General features: G+C 35.6%; 20 protein-coding genes. 2 read left to right on the top strand and 18 right to left on the bottom strand.

The features are described 5' to 3' along the window. Nucleotides 1–53 precede the first annotated feature (53 nt). The 16 genes from EPU_RS06670 to mnmL form a co-directional block, all read right to left on the bottom strand. Nucleotides 54–689, bottom strand: coding sequence for a TIGR03936 family radical SAM-associated protein (locus EPU_RS06670; protein WP_010167887.1), 636 nt, complete (start codon nucleotides 687–689; stop codon nucleotides 54–56). Then, a complete protein-coding gene (locus tag EPU_RS06665; RefSeq protein WP_029488161.1) occupies nucleotides 679–2,505 on the bottom strand; it encodes a TIGR03960 family B12-binding radical SAM protein in 1,827 nt (608 codons plus the stop codon). The genes EPU_RS06670 and EPU_RS06665 overlap by 11 nt, the downstream gene beginning before the upstream one ends. Nucleotides 2,506–2,560: 55 nt before the next feature. Continuing rightward, nucleotides 2,561–2,956: a methylglyoxal synthase gene (gene mgsA, locus EPU_RS06660; RefSeq protein ID WP_010167883.1), complete on the bottom strand. Its 396-nt coding sequence runs from the start codon at nucleotides 2,954–2,956 to the stop codon at nucleotides 2,561–2,563. Between the two features lie 15 nt (nucleotides 2,957–2,971). Further along, nucleotides 2,972–4,093 carry an FtsW/RodA/SpoVE family cell cycle protein gene (locus EPU_RS06655; protein WP_029488160.1) on the bottom strand — a complete coding sequence of 374 codons (1,122 nt, stop codon included), beginning with the start codon at nucleotides 4,091–4,093 and terminating at the stop codon, nucleotides 2,972–2,974. A gap of 13 nt (nucleotides 4,094–4,106) precedes the next feature. Next, on the bottom strand, nucleotides 4,107–4,376 hold the full coding sequence (gene minE / locus EPU_RS06650) for a cell division topological specificity factor MinE (protein WP_010167879.1): 270 nt from the start codon (nucleotides 4,374–4,376) through the stop codon (nucleotides 4,107–4,109). A 27-nt stretch (nucleotides 4,377–4,403) separates the two neighbouring features. After that, the gene (minD, locus tag EPU_RS06645) at nucleotides 4,404–5,195 is read right to left on the bottom strand and encodes a septum site-determining protein MinD (RefSeq protein WP_010167878.1); all 792 of its coding nucleotides are present in this window, start codon (nucleotides 5,193–5,195) and stop codon (nucleotides 4,404–4,406) included. Nucleotides 5,196–5,218: 23 nt separating this feature from the next. Continuing rightward, entirely contained in the window at nucleotides 5,219–5,896 is a 678-nt protein-coding gene (locus EPU_RS06640) for a septum site-determining protein MinC (protein ID WP_010167876.1), read from the bottom strand. Between the two features lie 15 nt (nucleotides 5,897–5,911). Then, a complete protein-coding gene (locus EPU_RS06635; protein ID WP_029488159.1) occupies nucleotides 5,912–9,034 on the bottom strand; it encodes a penicillin-binding transpeptidase domain-containing protein in 3,123 nt (1,040 codons plus the stop codon). A gap of 22 nt (nucleotides 9,035–9,056) precedes the next feature. Next, entirely contained in the window at nucleotides 9,057–9,572 is a 516-nt protein-coding gene (gene mreD / locus EPU_RS06630; protein WP_010167873.1) for a rod shape-determining protein MreD, read from the bottom strand. Continuing rightward, nucleotides 9,569–10,405, bottom strand: a complete 837-nt coding sequence (gene mreC, locus EPU_RS11795) for a rod shape-determining protein MreC (protein WP_052296477.1) — start codon at nucleotides 10,403–10,405, stop codon at nucleotides 9,569–9,571. The genes mreD and mreC overlap by 4 nt, the downstream gene beginning before the upstream one ends. Before the next feature lie 18 nt (nucleotides 10,406–10,423). Further along, entirely contained in the window at nucleotides 10,424–11,437 is a 1,014-nt protein-coding gene (locus EPU_RS06620) for a rod shape-determining protein (protein ID WP_010167870.1), read from the bottom strand. 16 nt (nucleotides 11,438–11,453) lie between these two features. After that, the gene (gene radC, locus EPU_RS11790) at nucleotides 11,454–12,131 is read right to left on the bottom strand and encodes a RadC family protein (protein WP_010167867.1); all 678 of its coding nucleotides are present in this window, start codon (nucleotides 12,129–12,131) and stop codon (nucleotides 11,454–11,456) included. A gap of 121 nt (nucleotides 12,132–12,252) precedes the next feature. Continuing rightward, on the bottom strand, nucleotides 12,253–14,022 hold the full coding sequence (locus tag EPU_RS06610) for a YgiQ family radical SAM protein (RefSeq protein WP_010167866.1): 1,770 nt from the start codon (nucleotides 14,020–14,022) through the stop codon (nucleotides 12,253–12,255). Nucleotides 14,023–14,025: 3 nt separating this feature from the next. Next, entirely contained in the window at nucleotides 14,026–14,679 is a 654-nt protein-coding gene (locus EPU_RS06605) for an HAD family hydrolase (protein ID WP_010167864.1), read from the bottom strand. Nucleotides 14,680–14,703: 24 nt separating this feature from the next. Beyond that, nucleotides 14,704–16,044 carry an RsmF rRNA methyltransferase first C-terminal domain-containing protein gene (locus tag EPU_RS06600; protein WP_029488158.1) on the bottom strand — a complete coding sequence of 447 codons (1,341 nt, stop codon included), beginning with the start codon at nucleotides 16,042–16,044 and terminating at the stop codon, nucleotides 14,704–14,706. Continuing rightward, nucleotides 16,028–16,999: a tRNA modification radical SAM protein MnmL/YtqA gene (mnmL, locus tag EPU_RS06595; protein WP_010167861.1), complete on the bottom strand. Its 972-nt coding sequence runs from the start codon at nucleotides 16,997–16,999 to the stop codon at nucleotides 16,028–16,030. The genes EPU_RS06600 and mnmL overlap by 17 nt, the downstream gene beginning before the upstream one ends. A 105-nt stretch (nucleotides 17,000–17,104) precedes the next feature. On the opposite strand from mnmL, the gene EPU_RS06590 reads away from it, so the two are divergent. Continuing rightward, nucleotides 17,105–17,326 (top strand): DUF378 domain-containing protein, encoded by a 222-nt coding sequence (locus EPU_RS06590; protein ID WP_010167859.1) that lies wholly within the window; start codon nucleotides 17,105–17,107, stop codon nucleotides 17,324–17,326. A 54-nt stretch (nucleotides 17,327–17,380) separates the two neighbouring features. On the opposite strand, the gene EPU_RS11785 is transcribed toward EPU_RS06590, so the two are convergent. Continuing rightward, nucleotides 17,381–18,589, bottom strand: a complete 1,209-nt coding sequence (locus EPU_RS11785; RefSeq protein ID WP_052296476.1) for an FprA family A-type flavoprotein — start codon at nucleotides 18,587–18,589, stop codon at nucleotides 17,381–17,383. A gap of 19 nt (nucleotides 18,590–18,608) precedes the next feature. After that, nucleotides 18,609–19,439, bottom strand: a complete 831-nt coding sequence (locus tag EPU_RS06580) for a phosphatase PAP2 family protein (RefSeq protein ID WP_010167856.1) — start codon at nucleotides 19,437–19,439, stop codon at nucleotides 18,609–18,611. 188 nt (nucleotides 19,440–19,627) lie between these two features. Here EPU_RS06580 and EPU_RS06575 point away from each other — a divergent pair, with 188 nt between their 5' ends. Continuing rightward, nucleotides 19,628–20,602, top strand: a complete 975-nt coding sequence (locus tag EPU_RS06575) for a GTP-binding protein (RefSeq protein ID WP_010167855.1) — start codon at nucleotides 19,628–19,630, stop codon at nucleotides 20,600–20,602. Nucleotides 20,603–20,662: the final 60 nt, after the last annotated feature.

Genomic DNA, 20,662 nt, shown 5'->3' with positions numbered 1-20,662 from the left:
ATTGGAATAGCAGCATTTTACGCATTTCACTGCTATTTCAATAATTTATTTTTCTACACTAAAAACAGCTTTTTCCTTTTTATGTCATAAGTTATATTTTCAAATTCGCTACCAAAGATAGCCTTAAGCATTAGCTCCGGATTTAAATTTGATCGACTTCCTGCCTTTATCTTTGCAGTTAAAATAATGCCCTCTTCATCTTCTGTAATAGCATAATCTAAAATGAGCGGCTTGATCTCTTGCTCCACCCATTTTTTTTTCTTATTTCGCTTTGCAATAACAATGCTAGGTTGCTCTAATACATTTACAATTTTATCTGCGTTATCTAAATTTTTTATAATAATCTCATATATTGCGGCATCAACCTGGCTCATCAGCGTTGGTGCTCCCTCTTCTGCCTCGTCGCAGTCTAGCAATTCGATGCCCTTTGGCAATACTGCATTTAGACTGTCTTTCAGATCTGCTGGAGCAACGTCCGTCTTAGTCTTGATTTCTATATATTCTCCAACGCTCTCCATCCCCACTGGCAATGGTAAAGCAAAGTATACTTTAGAATGTGGATTGAACCCTTCTGAGTATGCTATTGGAATACCGGCAACCTTTATGGCACGCTGAAACAGCCTTACAGTATCCAGATGTCCTACAAATTTTACATTTCCAATTTTGGTAAATTTTGCTCTAATTCTCATAGCATACACCTCCACTAAATTTGTTGGCACCACAGCCCGAACACATTTCTCTACATTGAGGCGTCGTAATTCCTTCATAAGCTTTCTTACTTTCTGCAATTAAAAATTCCTTGCGCACGCCAATATCAATGAAATCCCACGGCAAGTTTTCGGCATAGTCTCTTTTTCTATGCGCATAAAACGAGAAATCTACCCCACTAATTCTAGCAGCCTCCAGCCATAACTCTTCTTTAAAATGTTCGCTCCATCCATCAAATTTGCAGCCCAACCTATGCGCTTCATAAATTAAGTTTGCCACACGCCTATCTCCTCTAGCGATCACCGCCTCCAGTATACTCGTCTTCGCATCATGATGATTATACTTAATCGATTTACGTTTTATCGCATTCTTTAACAGCATATGTTTCTTCATAAACTCTTCTGCAGTATCTTGAGCCTCCCACTGAAATGGTGTAAAAGCTTTTGGTACAAAACAAGAAGTGCTTACAACCAAGCTTAGTGACCCCGCTCTATCTGCCTTATCCAAGCTATAATATGTGCGCGCAACTTCTTCTGATAAATTAGCAATACCAAAAACATCATCTAGAGTTTCTGTTGGCAATCCTAACATAAAATATAGTTTAACTCTGCTAAACCCACCGCTAAATGCAAGTCTGCATCCATCCAAAACTTCCGATTCCACAATATTTTTGTTGATAACATCGCGAAGTCGCTGCGTTCCAGCCTCGGGTGCAAATGTCAACGAGCTTTTGCGAACCTCCTGAATCTTTTGCATCAGCTCTAGCGAAAATTTGTCTACTCTGAGCGATGGCAATGAAATATTAACCATATTTTCTGAGCAAATCCCTAGCAATTCGTCTACAAATTCTTCCAAATCTTTATAATCACTAGTACTCAATGATGCCAACGAAATTTCCTCATATCCAGTACTGGCTATCAAATTTTTGGCATACTTAAGCAATGTTTCCTTCGATTTTTCTCTCACCGGCCTATAAATCATTCCTGCCTGGCAAAACCTGCAGCCTCTTAAGCACCCCCTAAACATCTCCAATGTTACTCTATCAAAAACTGCCTGAATCCATGGAATCACCTGCGTATCGGGATAATATAGCGCATCCATATCATTTACCACGACTTTGCTAATTACGTTGCGTGCAGCTACATTAGTCGCAACACGTTTTTTGATAGTACCGTCTTCGTTATATTCAACTTCATAAAACTTCGGAACATATATCCCATCAATTTGTAGCATGGCTTCCAAAAATTGATCTTTGCTTTTGCCTTCTTTTTTATATTGTTTATACATATCTAATATTTCGTCATATAAAACCTCACCCTCACCCAAGTAGAAGAAATCTACAAACGGCGCCAACGGTTCGGGATTATACGCACACGGCCCACCAGCAATAACTAGCGGATGCGCATCGGTTCTTTGCTCTGCAAATACAGGAATATTAGCAAGYTCTAACATATTCAAAATATTTGTGTAACTCATTTCATATTGCAGTGTAAATCCCACAAAGTCAAATTTCGAAAGCGGCGTTTTTGATTCTAACCCAAACAACTCCACCTGATTTTTTCTCATCTGCTCTTCCATATCAACCCACGGAGCAAACACTCTCTCGCAAAACGTATCTTCTCGTCTATTCAAAAACTGATACAAAATGTGCATTCCCAAATGACTCATCGCAACTTCATATACATCCGGAAAYGCAAACGCAAAATGTATATCTATTTTATCCAAATCTTTATCATAACTATTTAATTCGCCGCCTATATACCTAGCAGGCTTATCAACCTTTTTCAAAATTTCCATATTATTCTCCTAAAATTATAAAATGGACACGGGAGACCCTCCCGCGCCCACAAATCTATCGTATTACTTCTCTCCAACTTAAATCTCCACGATCTAACGCCTTAACCAACAACTCCGCTGTTGCCAAGTTTGTTGCAATTGGAATATTATGGATGTCACAAAGTCTTTCTAGAGTGGAGCTGTCTGGCTCATGTGGTTTTTGCCCCAACGGATCTCTCAAAAATATAACCATATCAACTTGGTTGTGAGAAATTTGAGCTCCAATTTGTTGAACACCTCCCAAATGTCCTGCCAAATATTTATAAATCGTCAAGTTTGTTGCTTCTTCTATCAATCTTCCCGTTGTTGCCGTTGCGTACAAGTCATGCTTTGCTAAAATGTGTCTGTACGCAATAGTAAAGTTCTCCATCAATTTCTTTTTTGCATCATGCGCTACCAATCCAATATTCATAAGTCTTTCCCCTTCCTAAAATATCATCTCTTCTTTATTTAATATAACGCTTAAAACAAGTCCCATACCTATCATATTAGCCCATAACGAACTACCTCCATAACTTACAAAAGGAAGAGTCAACCCTGTGTTTGGTAGCAATCCTGTTACGACACCAAAATTTATAAAGGATTGGGCCGCAATCATGCCCATATATCCTACAATAATGAACTTGCCAAAATCATCAATCAAATTTCGAGCTAAATATAATCCTCTAAATATGAATAACAATATAATAGCAAGCAGTGCAATAATACCATAAAACCCAAATTCTTCTGCAATATTTGCTACTATAAAATCATTATGCGATTCTGGTAAATAATTTAGCTGACTTATTGCTCCTTTATAGATCCCCTTTCCGTATAACCCACCAGAACCTATAGCATCAATAGATCGACTGGTTTGATAAGATTCGCTTTGTGAATCTCCTCCCGAAAACGCAGCCACAATTCTATCACGCTGATAGTTATCTATAATTTGTTGATTAGGATTTTTTATTATATATCCAACACCRATACAAATAATGACCAATCCAATCAATGCTGTTGAAAAAATATATTTAAGCTTAAGATTGCTGACAAACAATTGTACCACTAATAAAGTCAATATGACAATACTAGTTGACAAATTTGGCTGTCTATTTATTAAAATAAAAGGAACAAATTGAAATAAAAGTATTTTTCCTATCGTGATTACAGAATTTATCTTTTCATTTTTTAGTGAAATAAGTTTGGCAGTACAAAAAATTATAATTATTTTTGCAAATTCAGAAGGTTGTATCTCAATAAATCCTAAATTTATCCATCTTCTCGCACCTTTGTTCGCAACTCCAAATATTAATACAGCTAGTAAAATCACATTCATTACAACGTATATTATAACATAATGCTCTCCCACTTTTCTATAGTCTATTAACGTTACTATCGTCATTAATATCAATCCAATTACGAAAAATATAATTTGCTTAACGAGAGGTGTCAAATCTCCAGAGAACGATGTGGCACTACTGATTGCCAAAATTCCAATAGCAATTAGCGCACACATTAATACAATAAGAACAACATCTAGATTTTTAAGTGCAATTTTCTTATTAAACAATACCTTTTCCCCTTTAAATCTTTAGTCTTTGTACAGGAATATTGGCGGATAACATAGAAATATTTTCTGAATATTCATCTCCACTAATAGTTAATAATTGAATATTGAGTTCATCGGCATCGATTTCCATATATTTTGATATAACTGCCACAATATCTGCTTTCATCATTTCCATTACTGCAGACGAGCAATTCATTCTATCGTGAATCAATAATAATTTTAATCTGTCTTTGGCGACGGCTCCTGCTGATGCTTTTCTTTTAAACAACTGACTAAAATCCACCTTTTTCACTCCATTCTATAAGTATCTTTAGCCAAAAAATATTTTTCTAATTTTTGCTTTAAATGAAATTTCTTTCGATAAATCTAGAAAAGGCACATTTTCTCCAGCCAATCTTCTCGCTATATTAGTAAAAGCCAACCCAGCTTGTGAGTTGTTTTTTCCAACAGCAGGCTCCCCCTTATTCGTTGTAATCACAATACTTTCATCATCAGGAACAACACCAATTAAATCAATTGCCAATATCTCTGTTACTGCATCTACATCCATCATGTCCCCTTTATCTACCATTTTTTTACGCAGTCTATTAATAACCAAACTTATATCTTTTATACCACTAGCACCCAACAACCCTATAATTCTATCTGCATCACGTATTGCAGATACCTCTGGAGTTGTAATTACCACCGCTTTATCTGCCGCCGCTATTGCATTTTTAAAGCCCTGTTCAATCCCAGCCGGGCAATCCACTATAATAATCTCAAAATCTTCTCTTAGCTCATCACACAACTTTTTCATTTGCTCTGGTTTTATGGCATCTTTTTCTCTTGTTTGAGCAGTTGGTAACAAATATAAATCTTTAAACCTTTTGTCGGGAATCAAAGCTTGTCTCAGTCTACATTTTCCTTCAATAACATCTACAACATTGTATACTATCCTATTTTCAAGACCCATTACAACGTCCAAATTTCTAAGCCCTGTATCACCGTCTACCAAAACTACTTTCTTACCTAACATGCTAAGTGCGGTTCCTATATTTGCGGTGCTAGTAGTTTTTCCTACTCCGCCTTTTCCTGATGTAACTACTATTACTTGACTCATTGGTTAACTCCTATTTTTTATTTTTATATAAATTGCATAAGCTTCGCATCTATCTTCTCAATATGAATATTACCATTATCCAAATATGCCATTTCTGGCACATTTAATCCCACAAATTTTCTTCCATCTTGCGGAGCATTTGCTATATACTCACCTATACCAATCTGCTCAGGATTCATTCCATAAGCTATTATATAAGACTTTTCACGCAAAAGATTTTCTCCCGCAAAAGCTCTGCCATTCAAATTTCCAAGTACAATTATATTTTCACGAGCTCGTATTATCGCTCCCGGATTTACATCCCCTATTACAATAGCATTTCCTTCAAAAATAATCTCTTGCCCAGAGCGCAAAATCCCTGACCAGTAGCCAGTATGTGAATATTTAATTTCTTTGTTATTGTTTATAACTTTTTTCACTATTTGTGTAGGTAAATTATTTTTATTAGTMTCATTATCCTTAAATGAAACTTGTGTAATGTTTTTGCTAAGCAACATTTCTAACAAAATTTCTTTCTGAGTTTTATCCAATTTTCTACCTTCAATATTCATAATAATTTTTGAGTTTTCCAAAGAACTCATATTATTTGATAATTTTTTGGCAAATGCCGTAATAATATTTTCAAAATCTATCGCTCTATCTAAAATAACTGAAATACTGTCTGATCGTCCCTTAAAAATAACACAATTATCTGTACTCATTTATATCACCTTTTCTTAATACAAAAACTCATCCCCTAATGTATCTAAATTCTCACTCTCATCTACTTTAAAATAAGATGCAAACACATCTTTTGCAATCTGACTACCAAAGCTTCCTAGATTATCCTCGTTATAAACAGATGTAACAACAACTATCTGAGGGTTATCTGCTGGTGCAAAACCTGCAAACCAACTATGTGTATGATTCGCTTCTTCTGCTGTTCCTGTTTTTCCTGCAACATCAATCGGAAACCCATTAAACAACATTCTACTAGTTCCACTAGATCCTTGTGTCACTCTTAGCATACCTTTTTGAATTTCTTGTATATGTTCATCTTTAATATCTAAAGTACCACTAATTTTGTTAGCTGTTGTCAAATATTTTTGTGTTTGCTTATTATCAAATACCCCACCTACTATTTTTAAATCATATACATTTTCTCCATTAGCTACTGCAGCGACATATCTGGCCATTTGTATAGGTGAAAATGCATTATATCCTTGTCCAATTGCCGTTCTTATAGTTACGCCTTCATCCCATTGAATATTTGTRTTCTGCAGTAAATAATCTCCCAAATTATCTACTAACCCATACCCTATTTGTTCTTTAACAATTTCTTTATATTTATTACCGAGAGATTCAATATTTACTAATTCATTGTATAAAAAATTAATCAATTCAGGATTTTTATTTTTATCAAGCTCATCTTCATATAACTCTGCATAAGCATCTTGATACACTTCTATTATGCTATTTATTTCTATATCCATCGTATTCGTGTCAATCGCATTTAATGTAATGTCCCCAATCATTGTAAGCAATTGGTTTTTCAGCGCTTTTTTAGCTTTTGTTTTTAATGTCATAGATTCTACGTTGTTCATTGTATCCTCTATTATAACATTTAACATATTATCAATATTTAGTTGCAAATATCCTTGAATGCTATAAAAAGCTGTTTCCACAATTTCATTTATCTGCTCTCCCATAGTTGAAATCACTATTGGTTCCATATTTCTATCCGTTTGATACCTCGCTAAATATAATGCCTCATTTTCTATATCATCCAAGTGATAAAAATCATCAGTAAACAAATCTTTTTTCAGCATACTAGCAACATCTTCAACTTTTCTGTTTAAGCTTTCTTCACTCATATTTTTTAGACCTTGCAAAACATTGCTTATACTTTGACTAACAACTGTCTCTGGTGTTGAAATATTGGGAGCTTTTTCTGGAAGCTCGATGCCTGTGGGTTTTGATAATCCAAACATTTCTGCATATTGTGTTAACGAGTCTATTCCTCCATAAGTTTCTTTATATTTGATACCCAATCTATGCGCCACTTCAAAAAAGTAATAGTTACACGACACCTCAAGTGCCTTTTGCAAATCTACTTCCCCATGTCCTCCACCAGTAATGGGATATATCCAACATGCTGGAGCTGGGTCGCCCGACTTTGTGTATAATCCTGTACAATTTATATGATCATGCGGTGTTATTACTTCTTCTTCTAAACCAGCTGCCGCCGTTACCATTTTAAATATCGAGCCCGGAGCCTTAACCGTCATAATAGATCTGTTCCATAACATACTTCTGTCATCAAGTAATGTATTATAATAGTTATTAAAGTCGTTTGTCAACTCGCTACTATCTACAGAGGGATACCCAACCATAGCAAGCACTTCGCCAGTATTTACATCCACTACCGCAGCCGCTGCACTAAAGGGATCTATTGCCATTTGAGATGGCTTTAGATATCCGTTTTTTAACTGTTCAATTAAAATATCTTTTCCGTCGCCTCTTGGATTTTGCCATATATCATCAATCGTCTTTTTTGTTAGATAAAGCGACCCTTGCTCATGCATCGCCAAAATAATTTGCTTATCTGTTATTGGAGAATTTCCATCAGTTACCCATTGCAATAATAAGTCTTGTAGTGTCATCTCCTCTTGCACCAAACTATTTAAATTAATATACTCATTCAGTAACGTCTCATATATCTTTCTGCTCATACTATCTTTAGGCGCTATCTCCATCTTATTAACTAGCAATTGACTGCTTTCAATCATAGAAATAAGCATCTCTCTAGACGAAATATCTTTAACACCTTTTTTGGCACCTTCCAAACGCACAATCAAAGCTTCACTCAATCTTTTTTCTATGCTATCAAAAACCTGCTGTTGTAAATCTATATCGATTGTCAAAAAAATATCGTTTCCCTTAATAGCTGTGCTCTCCGAAATAGTATTTACCTTTCGTCCCAGCGTATCTACTTCTATAAGTGAAGTTCCATTTGTTCCACGCAATACCTCTTCCATAGATTTTTCGATTCCTTCATGACCTACAACATCGTCTTCATTATAGCCTTTGTCTTTTAGCTCCTTATACAAGCTATCTGTCATAGTTCTTGTGTATCCTATTATGTTTCCAATAATTTCACCATATTCATAGACTCGTTTTGCATTAAATTCTGTAATAACGCCTGGATACTGAGTATAGTTCTCTGTTATATACGCTGCACTGAGCTCCGAAACATTCGTTGCAACTATGGGCGAATTATATTGCCTATAAGAATAGGGATACATCGTGGTCCTTATCGCTATAATATCCCTCGCATCTGCGTCACTTATTTCGTCCGAAATGTTATACTCATCTTTCAAATATTCGATAATTTCTGTCGCTGATTTTTTCAATAATTCCTGTCGCTGTGCTTCGCCATTATACGGAATAGAATACATAAATCTATTTATTGCCCAAAAACTTGAAGTATAGTTAAAAGGCGCTTCTTTAGAAATTGGCATATTGTCAATAAATGTATCGCCATTTTTTCTCAATAACTTTAACAGCTCCAATATTACATCATTCAGCTCAGCTTGAGTTTGACGCACCTGCAAATCGATCTTAATCACATGAATCGGCTCATTACTTGCAAGCACCTTACCGTATCGATCATATATTAAACCTCTTGTTGCCTCCACCTCTACAGTTCTTTCAACACTAGCCTGAACCTTATTTACATATCTATCGGAATCTATTATTTGCAATTTATAAAATCGCAATAATATTGCCAAAAATAAAACTATTATTCCTGTCATCATTATGATCAATCGATCACTAAGTAACTTAATTAATTTTTTCATATCCCTCCTCCTTATACAATATTTAAAACAAATTGCGTGACTTTTTTTCTTGGTTTTCCAATTTATCATTTATAAAATATATAGATCTATATATTATTAAAGTAAGTACGGTAGTGTATAAAAGTTCTGGTAACATCATATCAAAATAAAAATATGAAAAATTGATATTCCCTATTAAAATAAATCTCAAAATATTCACACTACTAAGAAATAAACTCGACAAGCCGGTACACATAATTGGCAAGATTTTATTTTCTCTGTAACAAAAATGATGTAACTTTCCACACATATGTCCAATTATCATATAACTCACACTATAAATTCCAAATATATAGCTATACGATATATCATATATCACTCCACCAAAAAAACCTATTATAGTTCCTTCATTCTTTCCACGCAGTAAAGAAAACGCAACCACTATCATAGTCAAAAAATTTGGCGATACACCTGCAATTCTCACAAAATCACCAAGAGTATTTTGTAATGTAAAAGCTAGCACTAATATACTTACTGTAATAAACCATCGCAATTTCACTCAAATTCCTCATTTTTTTTTATTAAAAACACATACCTAAGCAACTCAAAATCTACAGTCGGCTTAACTATCGCATTCCTGACCAATCCATTATTTGTTTCTATAACATTTACAATTTCTCCCACTAAAATTCCCGGTGGAAATTTATCGCTAATATGTGACGTTATTATCTGATCACCCACCACGATGTCTGCATTTATATCTACCTCCAAAGCTGCAAGCCCTTTATTTGACAATTCAATTTGTCCATTTAAAATTCCTGTATCCTTTGTTCTAATGATCTCCACACTTATAGAACTTCTATCATCAATAATCGAAAGCACTGTCGATGACAATGGACCGCTATCATTTATCACACCCACTAATCCTCCATTAGCCAACACAATATCATGTTTATATATCCCTGCTATATTTCCTTTATCAATGGTAAATGATTTATACCAATTACCTGGATCCTTACCTATTACATTAGCTCCCGATCCAGGATAATCTTCATACCTATCTTGTATATTTAATAGCCCTTTTAAAAGCGTATTTTCTTTTTCCAGCACTCCTGCTTTAACRTTTTCATACAAAAGCTTTTCATTTTCATACTCTAAATTTTTGATATAATGATCTTTTTTATTTATATTTTCAAAGTAACTCAAGATGAAATGTAATTTATTTTGCACAACGTTTATACTCTTTTCTACAGGATAAGTTATCAGATCATCAATAGTCCCTAATATTGGAATATTATAGTAATTGCCCACTCTGATAATAACTGACATCATTATACAGGCACTGGCTATAATAATAGCAAGTTTTTTATTCAATTTTGATGGCAATTTCATATTTCAATCCCCTATTTCTTACTTATCATCTTCAAACAAACCCGACCATTTTTCAATATTTTCTAAAGCAAGCCCTGTTCCTCTCGCCACACAGTCCAAAGGCTCGTCGGCCACTCTAACAGGCATCCCTGTTTCTAGGCTTATTAATACATCAAGTCCACTAAGCAATGCTCCGCCTCCTGTTAAAACGATTCCGCTTTCCATAATATCTGCCGCAAGTTCTGGTGGAGTTTTTTCTAATGTAGCTTTTATCGCTTCTACAATTGCTGTAACTGGCTCTTTGATTGCATTCGTTATTTCTCCCGAAGATATAGACAAAATTTTTGGCAAGCCTGTTACCAAATCTCGTCCTCTAATTTCCATAGTTTTTGCATCTATTTCCGACTCTAATGCTGCACCAATAGTCATCTTTATTTGCTCCGAAGTTCTTTCACCTATCATTAAATTATATTCTTTCTTTATATAAGAAACAATGTATTCATCAAACTCGTCTCCTGCTATCCTTAGCGATTTGCTAGAAACAATCCCTCCCAAAGATATAACCGCCACATCTGTAGTTCCACCACCTATATCCACAACCATATTTCCATTTGGCTCTTCTACATGAAGATTTGACCCTATCGCTGCCGCCATTGGCTCTTCCATTATAAGAGCCTGCTTTGCCCCGGCCTTAATCGTTGCCTCCTCTACCGCTCGACGCTCCACGGTGGTAACGCCAGATGGCACACACACAATAACTCGCGGCTTTATCGAAAAAAATGATTGCTTTTGTGCTTTGCCTATAAAGTATCTAATCATTGCCTCTGTAGTATTAAAATCTGCAATTACTCCATCTCTAAGCGGTCTAATCGCTACAATATTTCCAGGCACACGCCCTATCATCTGTTTTGCTTCATCTCCAACTGCCAAAATTTGATTCGTTCTTTCTTTAATAGCCACAACAGATGGCTCGTTTACAACTATGCCACGCCCCTTCACAAAAACTAGAGTGTTAGCCGTTCCCAAATCTATTCCCATGTCTTTACCAAACATAATTTCCTCCATTGTTTTATAAAATATTTTTCTGATTTTCGAGTATCCCCATCTGTCTCAAACTCCTAAAGTCTCCATCTCCTACTATTACATGGTCAAGAAGGGGGATTTTTATCACTTCACCCACAAATTGCAGATCTCTAGTTATTGTAATATCTTGTTTGCTTGGCTCAGGATCTCCACTCGGGTGATTATGAACCACTATTAAGGAATTTGCACAAACTTCGATTGCAGGCCTAAACACATCTCTAGCATGCACAATTGTCATATTTAATGTTCCTATCGAAATGCAATGCTTTTTAATCAATCCCAATTTACTATCTAAATACAATGCATAAAACATCTCTTGAAACTTATTTTCGAATTCTTCTACAAAAAGACCTGCAACATCTTCAGGATTTTTTAAATCTATCAATTGCATTGGCTTTGGCACATGAAGTCTCTTTGCTATTTCCACAATAGCCACCAATTGAATTGCCTTCATTTTCCCAATTCCCTTTATAGACTTAAGCGTATCATATTTTAAATCTTTAAGAGTTTTTAACTGAATTTCACCATGTTTATCGGTTAGTAATAACTTTGCCAAATCCCTAACACTTTGATCGGCGATTCCATTATGCAATAATATTGTCATCAGATCTATGTCACTAAGTTCGCATGCACCATCTTCTACTAACCTTTCATGTGGTATCATAGTGAATTACTCCCTCCTATATTGATACGTAGGAGACTTCTGACAATTAAAAAACTTCCCCTTTAATAGCGTTAATATATAATTAATTGCCATATTAAGAAAAATTTATACATACTACACACTAATTTTTTAATAAATATCCAGCTATCTTTTCTTTTTTTGCTAATTTTAGCGCTTCATAAACCAAAGCCTTATTTTCTCTTTTATTAAACTGCAGTAGCGCACGCTGCATCGCCTTGTCTTTGCTAGATTTTGGTACATATACAGTTTCTAATGTGTAGGGGTTTAGTCCAGTATAAAACATACAGGTTGCGAGTGTCGAAGGAGTTGGGTAAAAATCTTGAACTTGTTCTGGGTTTTGACCATTTTTTTTAAAATATATTGCTAACTCAATTGCATCCGCTAACGTTGTTCCTGGATGCGAACTCATAAAGTACGGAACTACATATTGCTTTTTATTACTATCTTTCGAAGCATTGTTAAATTCAGAAACAAACCGTTCATAAATATTTTTTTTAGGCTTTCTCATATATCTAAGCGTATTCTCGGCAATATGCTCTGGCGCCACTCTCAGTTGCCCACTTACATGGTTATCTGCTATCTCTTTAATTATTTTTTTACTATTTTTATCTTGTAGCAAATAGTCATATCGTATTCCCGAGCGTATAAATACTTTCTTAACTCCATCCAAATTTCTCAATTTTCTAAGCGTATTCATATACTTTTCATGATCTACATCAAGAACTTTACACGGCTCAGGATACAAACACTTCCTGTCTTTGCATGTCCCTCTTTTGCTTATGTTTTTACATTGCTGGGCCATAAAATTTGCACTAGGCCCTCCAACATCATGAATATATCCCTTAAAATCTGGATGCTGCGTCATTTTTGTTGCTTCTCTCACCATCGATTCTGTACTACGGCCGCTCACTATTCTACCCTGATGAAATGTTAATGCGCAAAAGCTGCAGCTGCCAAAACACCCTCTATTGCTTGTTATACTAAATTGCGTTTCTATCGCCGCCGCTATCTCTTCTTTATACATAGGATGCGGTTTATTTTCAAATTGCATCTCATATACATCATCGAGCTCTAGAGTATTAAGCGGTTCTGTCGGCGGATTTTGTACTACATACCAACCTTTTTCATACTCTTCCATAAGCGGTTTTCCACGATACGGATCAGCATTTTCTTCTTGAATCACAAAGCTCTTTGCAAATTTAACTTTATCTGCTACCACTTCTGAAAACGATGGCAACCGCTCTGCCTCATATACCATTTCGGGGAACCTCGTCTTAAAAACGCTCCCTTTTATATATGTTAGATCTGTTATTGCAATTCCACTTTCCAATGCCTGTGCCAATTCTATTATCGACCTCTCACCCATTCCATACAGTAACAAGTCAGCTCCCGAGTCTATCAATATCGATTTTCTCACTTTGTCTTCCCAATAATCGTAATGCGAAAATCTTCTCAAGCTTGCTTCAATGCCTCCTATTATGATCGGTACATCTTTATATGCTGATCTGGCCAAATTTGAATACACTATTACTGCTCGATCAGGGCGCTTATCTGTTGCTCCCCCCGCCGTATAGGCATCTTTTTTTCTGCGCTTCTTATTGACCGTATAATGATTTACCATAGAATCCATATTTCCTGAATTAATTAAAAATCCCAGTCGCGGTTTTCCAAATCTCCTAAAATCTTCACAGTCCTTCCATTCTGGCTGCGATATCACCGCCACCGAATATCCAAATCTTTCCAATGTATGTCCAATGATTGCTGTCCCAAATGATGGGCTATCTACATAGGCATCTCCTGTTACTATAACAAAGTCCACTTCTTTTATATTTCTTTCTTCCAAATCTTTTGTATCTACCGCTAAAAACATAGTCTACTCCTTCAAAATATCTATCACTTCATTATAGTCCATAACCCATCGATCACACAGATCTTTGGCTCGTCTTTTTGCATCTTCTCTCTGCGCATCTTCTATTCCAAAAACCGTCATTCCTGCATTCTTTCCTGCTATAATTCCGTTTGGCACGTCTTCAAATACCAAGCATCTGCTAGGGGCCACTTCCAAAATTTCTGCAGTTTTCAGATATACAAATGGATGCGGCTTACCTTTTTCCACATCGCAGGAGGTTACAACAGTCTCAAAAAACTTTGCTATATCATGTTTTTCTAATATTGCCTCCACGATCTCACGTCCGTTGCTTGTTGCTATTGCCATTTTCACATTATGTGCTTTCAAAAACTCCAAAAACTCTTTGGCACCATTTTTTAGGTCTACGCGCTCCACATACATTTTGATTGCCATCTCTCGCCAGGTTTCCTTAATTTCTTCTACACTCATTGCCAAATTAAAGTGTTTCTTAAAAAACTCCGCAGTTTCTGTAAAGCCTGCTCCCTCTATCTGATTTATCGCTGCCTCATCAATAACATATCCCTTTTTTTGTAAAAACTCTATATCAATTTGTTCCCATACCCACATGGAATCAATCAACGTACCATCTAGATCAAAAATTACTGCCTCATAATTCATATTAGTGCCTCTTTTCGATTATTTTTATAACACAGCCCTACTTGCAGGATATTTATTTTTCAATATTCCATTCACCGCTTTTGCCCAGCCTATAGGAAAGTTATCCACGCATATCACATAATATCCATTACATACATCTGCAAATAATGTTTCACCCTTTAAATATTTTGTAACTTCTATATCAGCAGATTGGTAATTTATGGTATTTTTAAACACACTTTTATCGTATGCTATAGCCAATGCATGCGACGGAATAAACTTCCCAGATTTTATGTCTCCCAAATACAACCCRCTGCGCAATGTTCTGATCTTTTCGTTTGCCGGCATATTTGCAGAAACCAAATATAGGCTATTATTATTTTTCACCACATATTCATCTAARTTTATCGATGTGTTTTCTTTAAAAAATAAATTTGCCTCTGGATAATCTTTAATTCGCTTCGAAAGCTTGATATATTTATCAAATACATTATTACCCAATTTTTTGATAAGTAAACATACAAAATGTCCTTCACCCTTTATTTTATGCGGCCACAATCTCACCGCACCTATGTTGCCAAAACCATCAGATAATCCATTTTTGATCTCCACCGCTACACTTTCAAAATCAGCGTGTGTTTCTAAAAATTGTTCAATGCAACTTTCATTTTCTGCTGTTGCAAAGGTGCACGTCGAATACACCATCATCCCTCCCGTCTTTAACATCTTTGCTGCACTTTCCAAAATTTCTGTTTGTATTTGACAAAAATGATCTATCTCAAAATTTTCCCAACTTTTAATAGCTTTTTCATCTTTTCTAAACATCCCTTCACCAGAACATGGCGCATCAATAATTATTTTATCAAAATAATTTGCCCATAATTTTGCTAATTTCTTTGGATCTTCACTTACAATCATCGTGTTTTTAGCACCAAAGCCCTCCAAATTTTTCTCTAAGGTTCTTGCCCTAGAAAAGCTTATATCGTTCGCTACCAAAACTCCTTTCGGCCCCAGCTTTGCGACAACTTGCGTACTCTTTCCTCCTGGTGCCGCACACAAATCCAACACACGATCATCTTTTTCTATCGGTAACAACGCTGCCACTGCCATCGCACTAGGTTCTTGAATATAATACAACCCCGCTGCATAATATGGATGCTTTGCCGGTCGCTCATCTGCATAATACCTGCCCTCTGCGCACCATGGCACCGCTTCCATTTCCGCAAACGGACTAATTGCTTCCCAGTTTGTCACTTTGCTAGTGTTTATGCGTATTCCCTTATATATAGGCTTATCAAATGATTCTATATAGGCACTATATTCTGAACCCAACAGCTTCTGCATATTCTCTTTAAATTTTTGCGGCAACTTATCTTCCGTCTTCATTTTTTACTCCTTCAAACACTTTATTTTTTAGAGCTTTGCCATTTAAATAATCGCATAAATCACCCTGCTTAAAATTATTAGCCGTCATTTGTACTATAATTTCATCGTGAATCTTCCACCAGCTTGTTCCCCAGTTTGCAAACAACGCATAATCTTCTGGCACACGTCCAATAATTCTTTGTACCACAATATCTTCTTTTAGATATCTAAGAAAGGTGATCACTCGCTCTTTATATTCCTCTGCAGAAATCAACTCAAATTCACCATTCAAAAATTGATCCCCCATCATTGTGTCCCTAACTAAATATAGTGCGTGCAGTTTTACATGCGTCAGATTTAAGGCGCTCACTACTTTGGCACTCTCTATCACATCTGCTATAGAATCCCAGGGCAAATTTAAAATCAGATGCACTACTGTTTCAAATCCATATTTTTGGATCCGCAATACTGCGTCTATAAATTCAGCCAGAGAATGCCCCCGATTTATTTTGGCTAACGTATGATAATTGACTGTTTGCAGCCCCAGCTCCACACATATATCATAGCCAGTCTTTTTGCCAAATTCATCCAATACTTCCAAATATTGCTCATTAATACAATCTGGTCTGGTAGAAATACTCACTCCAACCACATCTGGATGCTCCACTTGCTCTAACATATTTCGAAAATCTGCAAGCGACATATACGTATTACTATAGTTTTGAAAGTACGCTATGAATTTGTTTGCGTTATATTTTTTACCTATCACTGAAATATTCTCGTTTAGCTGAGTTTTTATATCAACCGTCGCATCTGGTGTCTCAAATGCAACTCCCTTTTCACCGCAGTAGGCACACCCTCCTATGCCGCAGTTTCCATCTCTATTGGGACATGTCAACGGCTGGTTTATTGTTACTTTATATACTTTTTCATTAAATTTATTTTTTAAATAATTACTGTATCTGTTATACGGCATAGCTTCTCTCCAATTGGTGCAAACTTCCATCATAATATATGATTATTTTTTATTTTTCTGCTTATACTACTATTATCGCAAGATAAAAGAAAGGTGGCAGTTATTATGAACACTAGAACTTTCGATTATATAGCTTTGACCCTTGTGGTCATTGGTGCGATTAACTGGGGCTTAATAGGCTTTTTCCAATTTGATTTGATTTCACTAATTTTTGGTGGATGGGCAAGTTGGGTAAGCCGAGTTATTTACGCCATAATCGGAATATGTGGGATTTATGCTCTGACCTTATTTGGCAGAGTATCAAATGACTCTTACTCCGATCAATAAACAGGAAAAAAATAAATACTCCCAAGCTATTCATTTAGCCTCGGAGTATTTTTTCTATAAACTTTCCAAAATTGCTCCTGCAAAAGTTTCTATCTTCTCCATATCTGTATCTGAGGGATTAAAAATAATCGATAGCGGAGCCACGGGCTGCTTCAGTTTTAGCTGAGTGAATCGGTCGCTAATATTTTTTACGGCTTCACCACTCCAACCATACGAACCAAATGCTCCAACAGTTAGGCCTTTATTTAAAATAGCATTCAAAGACGATAATACTTGCCAAATTTGAGGCAATGCTTCTGCCACTATCGTAGGAGAGCCAAGTAACAGCGCGCTAGACGAGCTCACCTTTGCCATAAACTTTGCTATATCATACGTGGCAAGGTCTATCGACTCCACTTTTTTGCCTGCTGCCGTTACAACTGCCTCTATCTTCTCTGCAATCTTTTTTGTATATCCATATGCTGATACATAACCAATTACAACATCTAGGTCTTTCTGCACGGTTTCTTCAGACCATTTTCTATACAACTCTTTATATTTACAAAAATTTGACGCATCAAAAATTAGTCCATGCCCCGGCGCCACAAATTGTATCTCTAAATCTGCTATCTTATCCAARGCCTTTAATACAAATGGTTTAAATGGTCCCATAATCATATTGTAATAATAYTGATATGCCTTATCAAAATCTRYAATTTCCTTATCAGATAGCTGGCTGTAGAAACATTTATCGCTTGAATAGTGCGCACCAAATGAATCACACGTAACTAACGTTTTTTCCTCTACTATATAAGTGTATATCGTATCTGGCCAATGTAGCTGAGGAACGTTCTTAAACTCCAGCGTATGCGAGCCCAACTTTATKGCAACACCTTCTTTGGCAGCCATATGGTTAAATGGCTTATTAGCGATATTTTCCAGATACTTCTTCGCTATTGCAGAGCTAATAATGGTTATATCTGGTAATAACGCCAATAATTGCATAACCGATCCCGAATGGTCTGGCTCTGTGTGATTTACCACCAAATATTTAATGTCACTCAGATTTTCTACATCTTCTTTTAATCTTGCCAAAAACTCATCAAAAAACTTATCTTTCACAGTTTCAAATAATACAAATGCATTTTTCCCATCGTCAGATTTGTTCTTTAGCAAATACGAGTTGTATGTTGTTCCAAATTCTGTTTCCATTATTATATCAAACACTCGCAGCTGAGGATCTTTTGCACCAACCCAAAATAAATTTTTTGTTATTTCTATCATTTTCACTTCTCCTTCCCAATTAGGCAATTTTTAACTTTTTGAAAATATATGGAGCACCAGCTGTTACATACCAAATTAGCAAAATGTATTTAATTATATCTACAATCTTTATATCCAATGTCGTTGCTTCTATCGCTACATAAATCAGCCCTGTTCCAACAATGCCTATAATTATTTTAGCAATCTGATTTTTAAATGTGGTCTGAACTTTCATATCAACGTATTTTTTTTCGAAAGCAACTCCACTAACCAATCCAAATAAGCTTCCTATAGACATCATCACTTCTTCTGATACCGGAAACACCAAAGCCATTAAGGTCAAAAACCCCAATATCCACAACAGCCACTTATCATTTGCTATTATATAATTGGCAATAATGATGCTAATTATTCCCACCAAAATGCCTCCTATAACATCAATCGGAAAATGTACTCCTAAGTATAGTCTCGTAAACCCAACAAAGAGCGTCATTATAACTGCAACTATCAACATGCTTTTATTTTTTATTAATGAATATGCTCCACCCCAAAAACTTGCGGCCGTCGACGTATGTCCACTTGGAAACGAGTATCCTGATGCAGTGTGCACTCTAAGCGGTCGAACGATTCCTAATTCAAACGGCCTCGGCTTTCTAACGATAGCTTTAATGCAACTTGTTAGCAGTGCATTCACTAACACAATAAAAACCAGCTTATACGCAAAGTCTTTATCCACACACCAATATAGCGCCACAATTATAGCTCCCAGAAAAATGAGCTCTGCCGAAAATGTACCGGTTTCAATTAGCATATTTAGAAATGGTGTTCTAATAGACTCTAGATATTGCAATATTGCTATTTCAGTTTGCATGGCATTCCTCCTACAAAATATTAGATTACTACACTAGTTTACCATTAACAAATTTCTATTCAAGGCACCCAATAAAAAAAAGTATTTTAAAATTTCCAAAATTAGCGTATAATTAGTTTCGTCATCAACTATTTAATTATAATGCAAATATTTAGTCATATAGTCTTAAAGACAGAAAGGATTATTTTATGAATATCGATATTATAACAGGATTTTTAGGAGCAGGAAAAACCACTTTTATTACCAAATATGCTTTATATTTACGTGAATTTGGCGAAAAAATCTTGATTATAGAAAATGAATTTGGCTTGGCTGGAATAGACGGAGCTTTCTTACGAGAAAACGAGCTAGAGGTTACCGAGATTTCTGGTGGCTGTGTGTGTTGCACCCAAAAAGAAAAGCTGATTGCATTTATCCTAGAGGCTGTTCAGCAGGGCTTTGATAGAGTTATTATCGAACCTTCTGGAATATACAATTTAGATACGTTTTTTTCACTTTGGAATAATCCTCAAATTGCAAAGAATTGTATTTTAAATAGTATCGTCACTATTGTAAAGCCAGATTTTATGAAATTTGCCACCGAAGCCTATGAACACATTTTCTTATCTCATTTTTATTCTACTGGCGCTATCGTAGTTAGCGATACGCAATCATATACAGAAGCAGAAATAGATTCTACTATTATAGATCTTACCAAATTTGTTTCTTCCAAAAATACAAACTTTGATTTATCCAAAATTGATGTATATACCAAAAATTGGATAGATTTAACAGATAATGATATGCACGCTCTCTCAAGTGCTGGTCGCAGCGAATGCCCTCATACTGCCATAAATGAATGTCACTTAAATTTAATTGAAAATCACTTCTTTATGGCAAGGCTCAAAACGTACGATAATATTTTAGAACTCATCGATTATATTCTTCAAAATGATGAAATTTTTCGTATCAAGGGCTACGCACTCGCTGGAGACAAACTTTATAGCATAAACTGCACGCAAAATTGCATCGAAATTAAACCCGGTAAAAGCAAACATGCCGTTCTCAATATACTAGGACAAAATTTAGATATCACTAGCATAGAGAAAAAAGTTAGAGAGATGTCACAAATTCGACAAATGTCTGTTACCACTGGCAGCCGACTCAGAACCGAATTAATATAATTTAAAGGAATAACCAATGAACAGTTTAAACGAACAAGATACGCTCGATTTGCAGCAGCT

Source organism: Candidatus Epulonipiscium viviparus, from assembly GCF_000171335.1.
Taxonomy (GTDB): Bacteria; Bacillota; Clostridia; order Lachnospirales; family Cellulosilyticaceae; genus Epulonipiscioides; species Epulonipiscioides viviparus.
The sequence above is the reverse complement of the archived record's forward strand: the minus strand, read 5'-3'. Positions and strand labels throughout refer to the sequence as shown.

Excerpts from the sequence above, each read along its gene's own strand:
- mgsA (WP_010167883.1), bottom strand. The coding sequence starts at position 2,956 with ATGAATATTGGATTGGTAGCGCATGATGCAAAAAAGAAATTGATGGAG.
- EPU_RS06670 (WP_010167887.1), bottom strand. The coding sequence starts at position 689 with ATGAGAATTAGAGCAAAATTTACCAAAATTGGAAATGTAAAATTTGTA.
- mnmL (WP_010167861.1), bottom strand. The coding sequence starts at position 16,999 with ATGCCGTATAACAGATACAGTAATTATTTAAAAAATAAATTTAATGAA.
- EPU_RS06575 (WP_010167855.1), top strand. The coding sequence starts at position 19,628 with ATGAATATCGATATTATAACAGGATTTTTAGGAGCAGGAAAAACCACT.
- EPU_RS06610 (WP_010167866.1), bottom strand. The coding sequence starts at position 14,022 with ATGTTTTTAGCGGTAGATACAAAAGATTTGGAAGAAAGAAATATAAAA.
- EPU_RS06605 (WP_010167864.1), bottom strand. The coding sequence starts at position 14,679 with ATGAATTATGAGGCAGTAATTTTTGATCTAGATGGTACGTTGATTGAT.
- radC (WP_010167867.1), bottom strand. The coding sequence starts at position 12,131 with ATGATACCACATGAAAGGTTAGTAGAAGATGGTGCATGCGAACTTAGT.
- EPU_RS06580 (WP_010167856.1), bottom strand. The coding sequence starts at position 19,439 with ATGCAAACTGAAATAGCAATATTGCAATATCTAGAGTCTATTAGAACA.
- EPU_RS06620 (WP_010167870.1), bottom strand. The coding sequence starts at position 11,437 with ATGTTTGGTAAAGACATGGGAATAGATTTGGGAACGGCTAACACTCTA.
- minD (WP_010167878.1), bottom strand. The coding sequence starts at position 5,195 with ATGAGTCAAGTAATAGTAGTTACATCAGGAAAAGGCGGAGTAGGAAAA.
- EPU_RS06590 (WP_010167859.1), top strand. The coding sequence starts at position 17,105 with ATGAACACTAGAACTTTCGATTATATAGCTTTGACCCTTGTGGTCATT.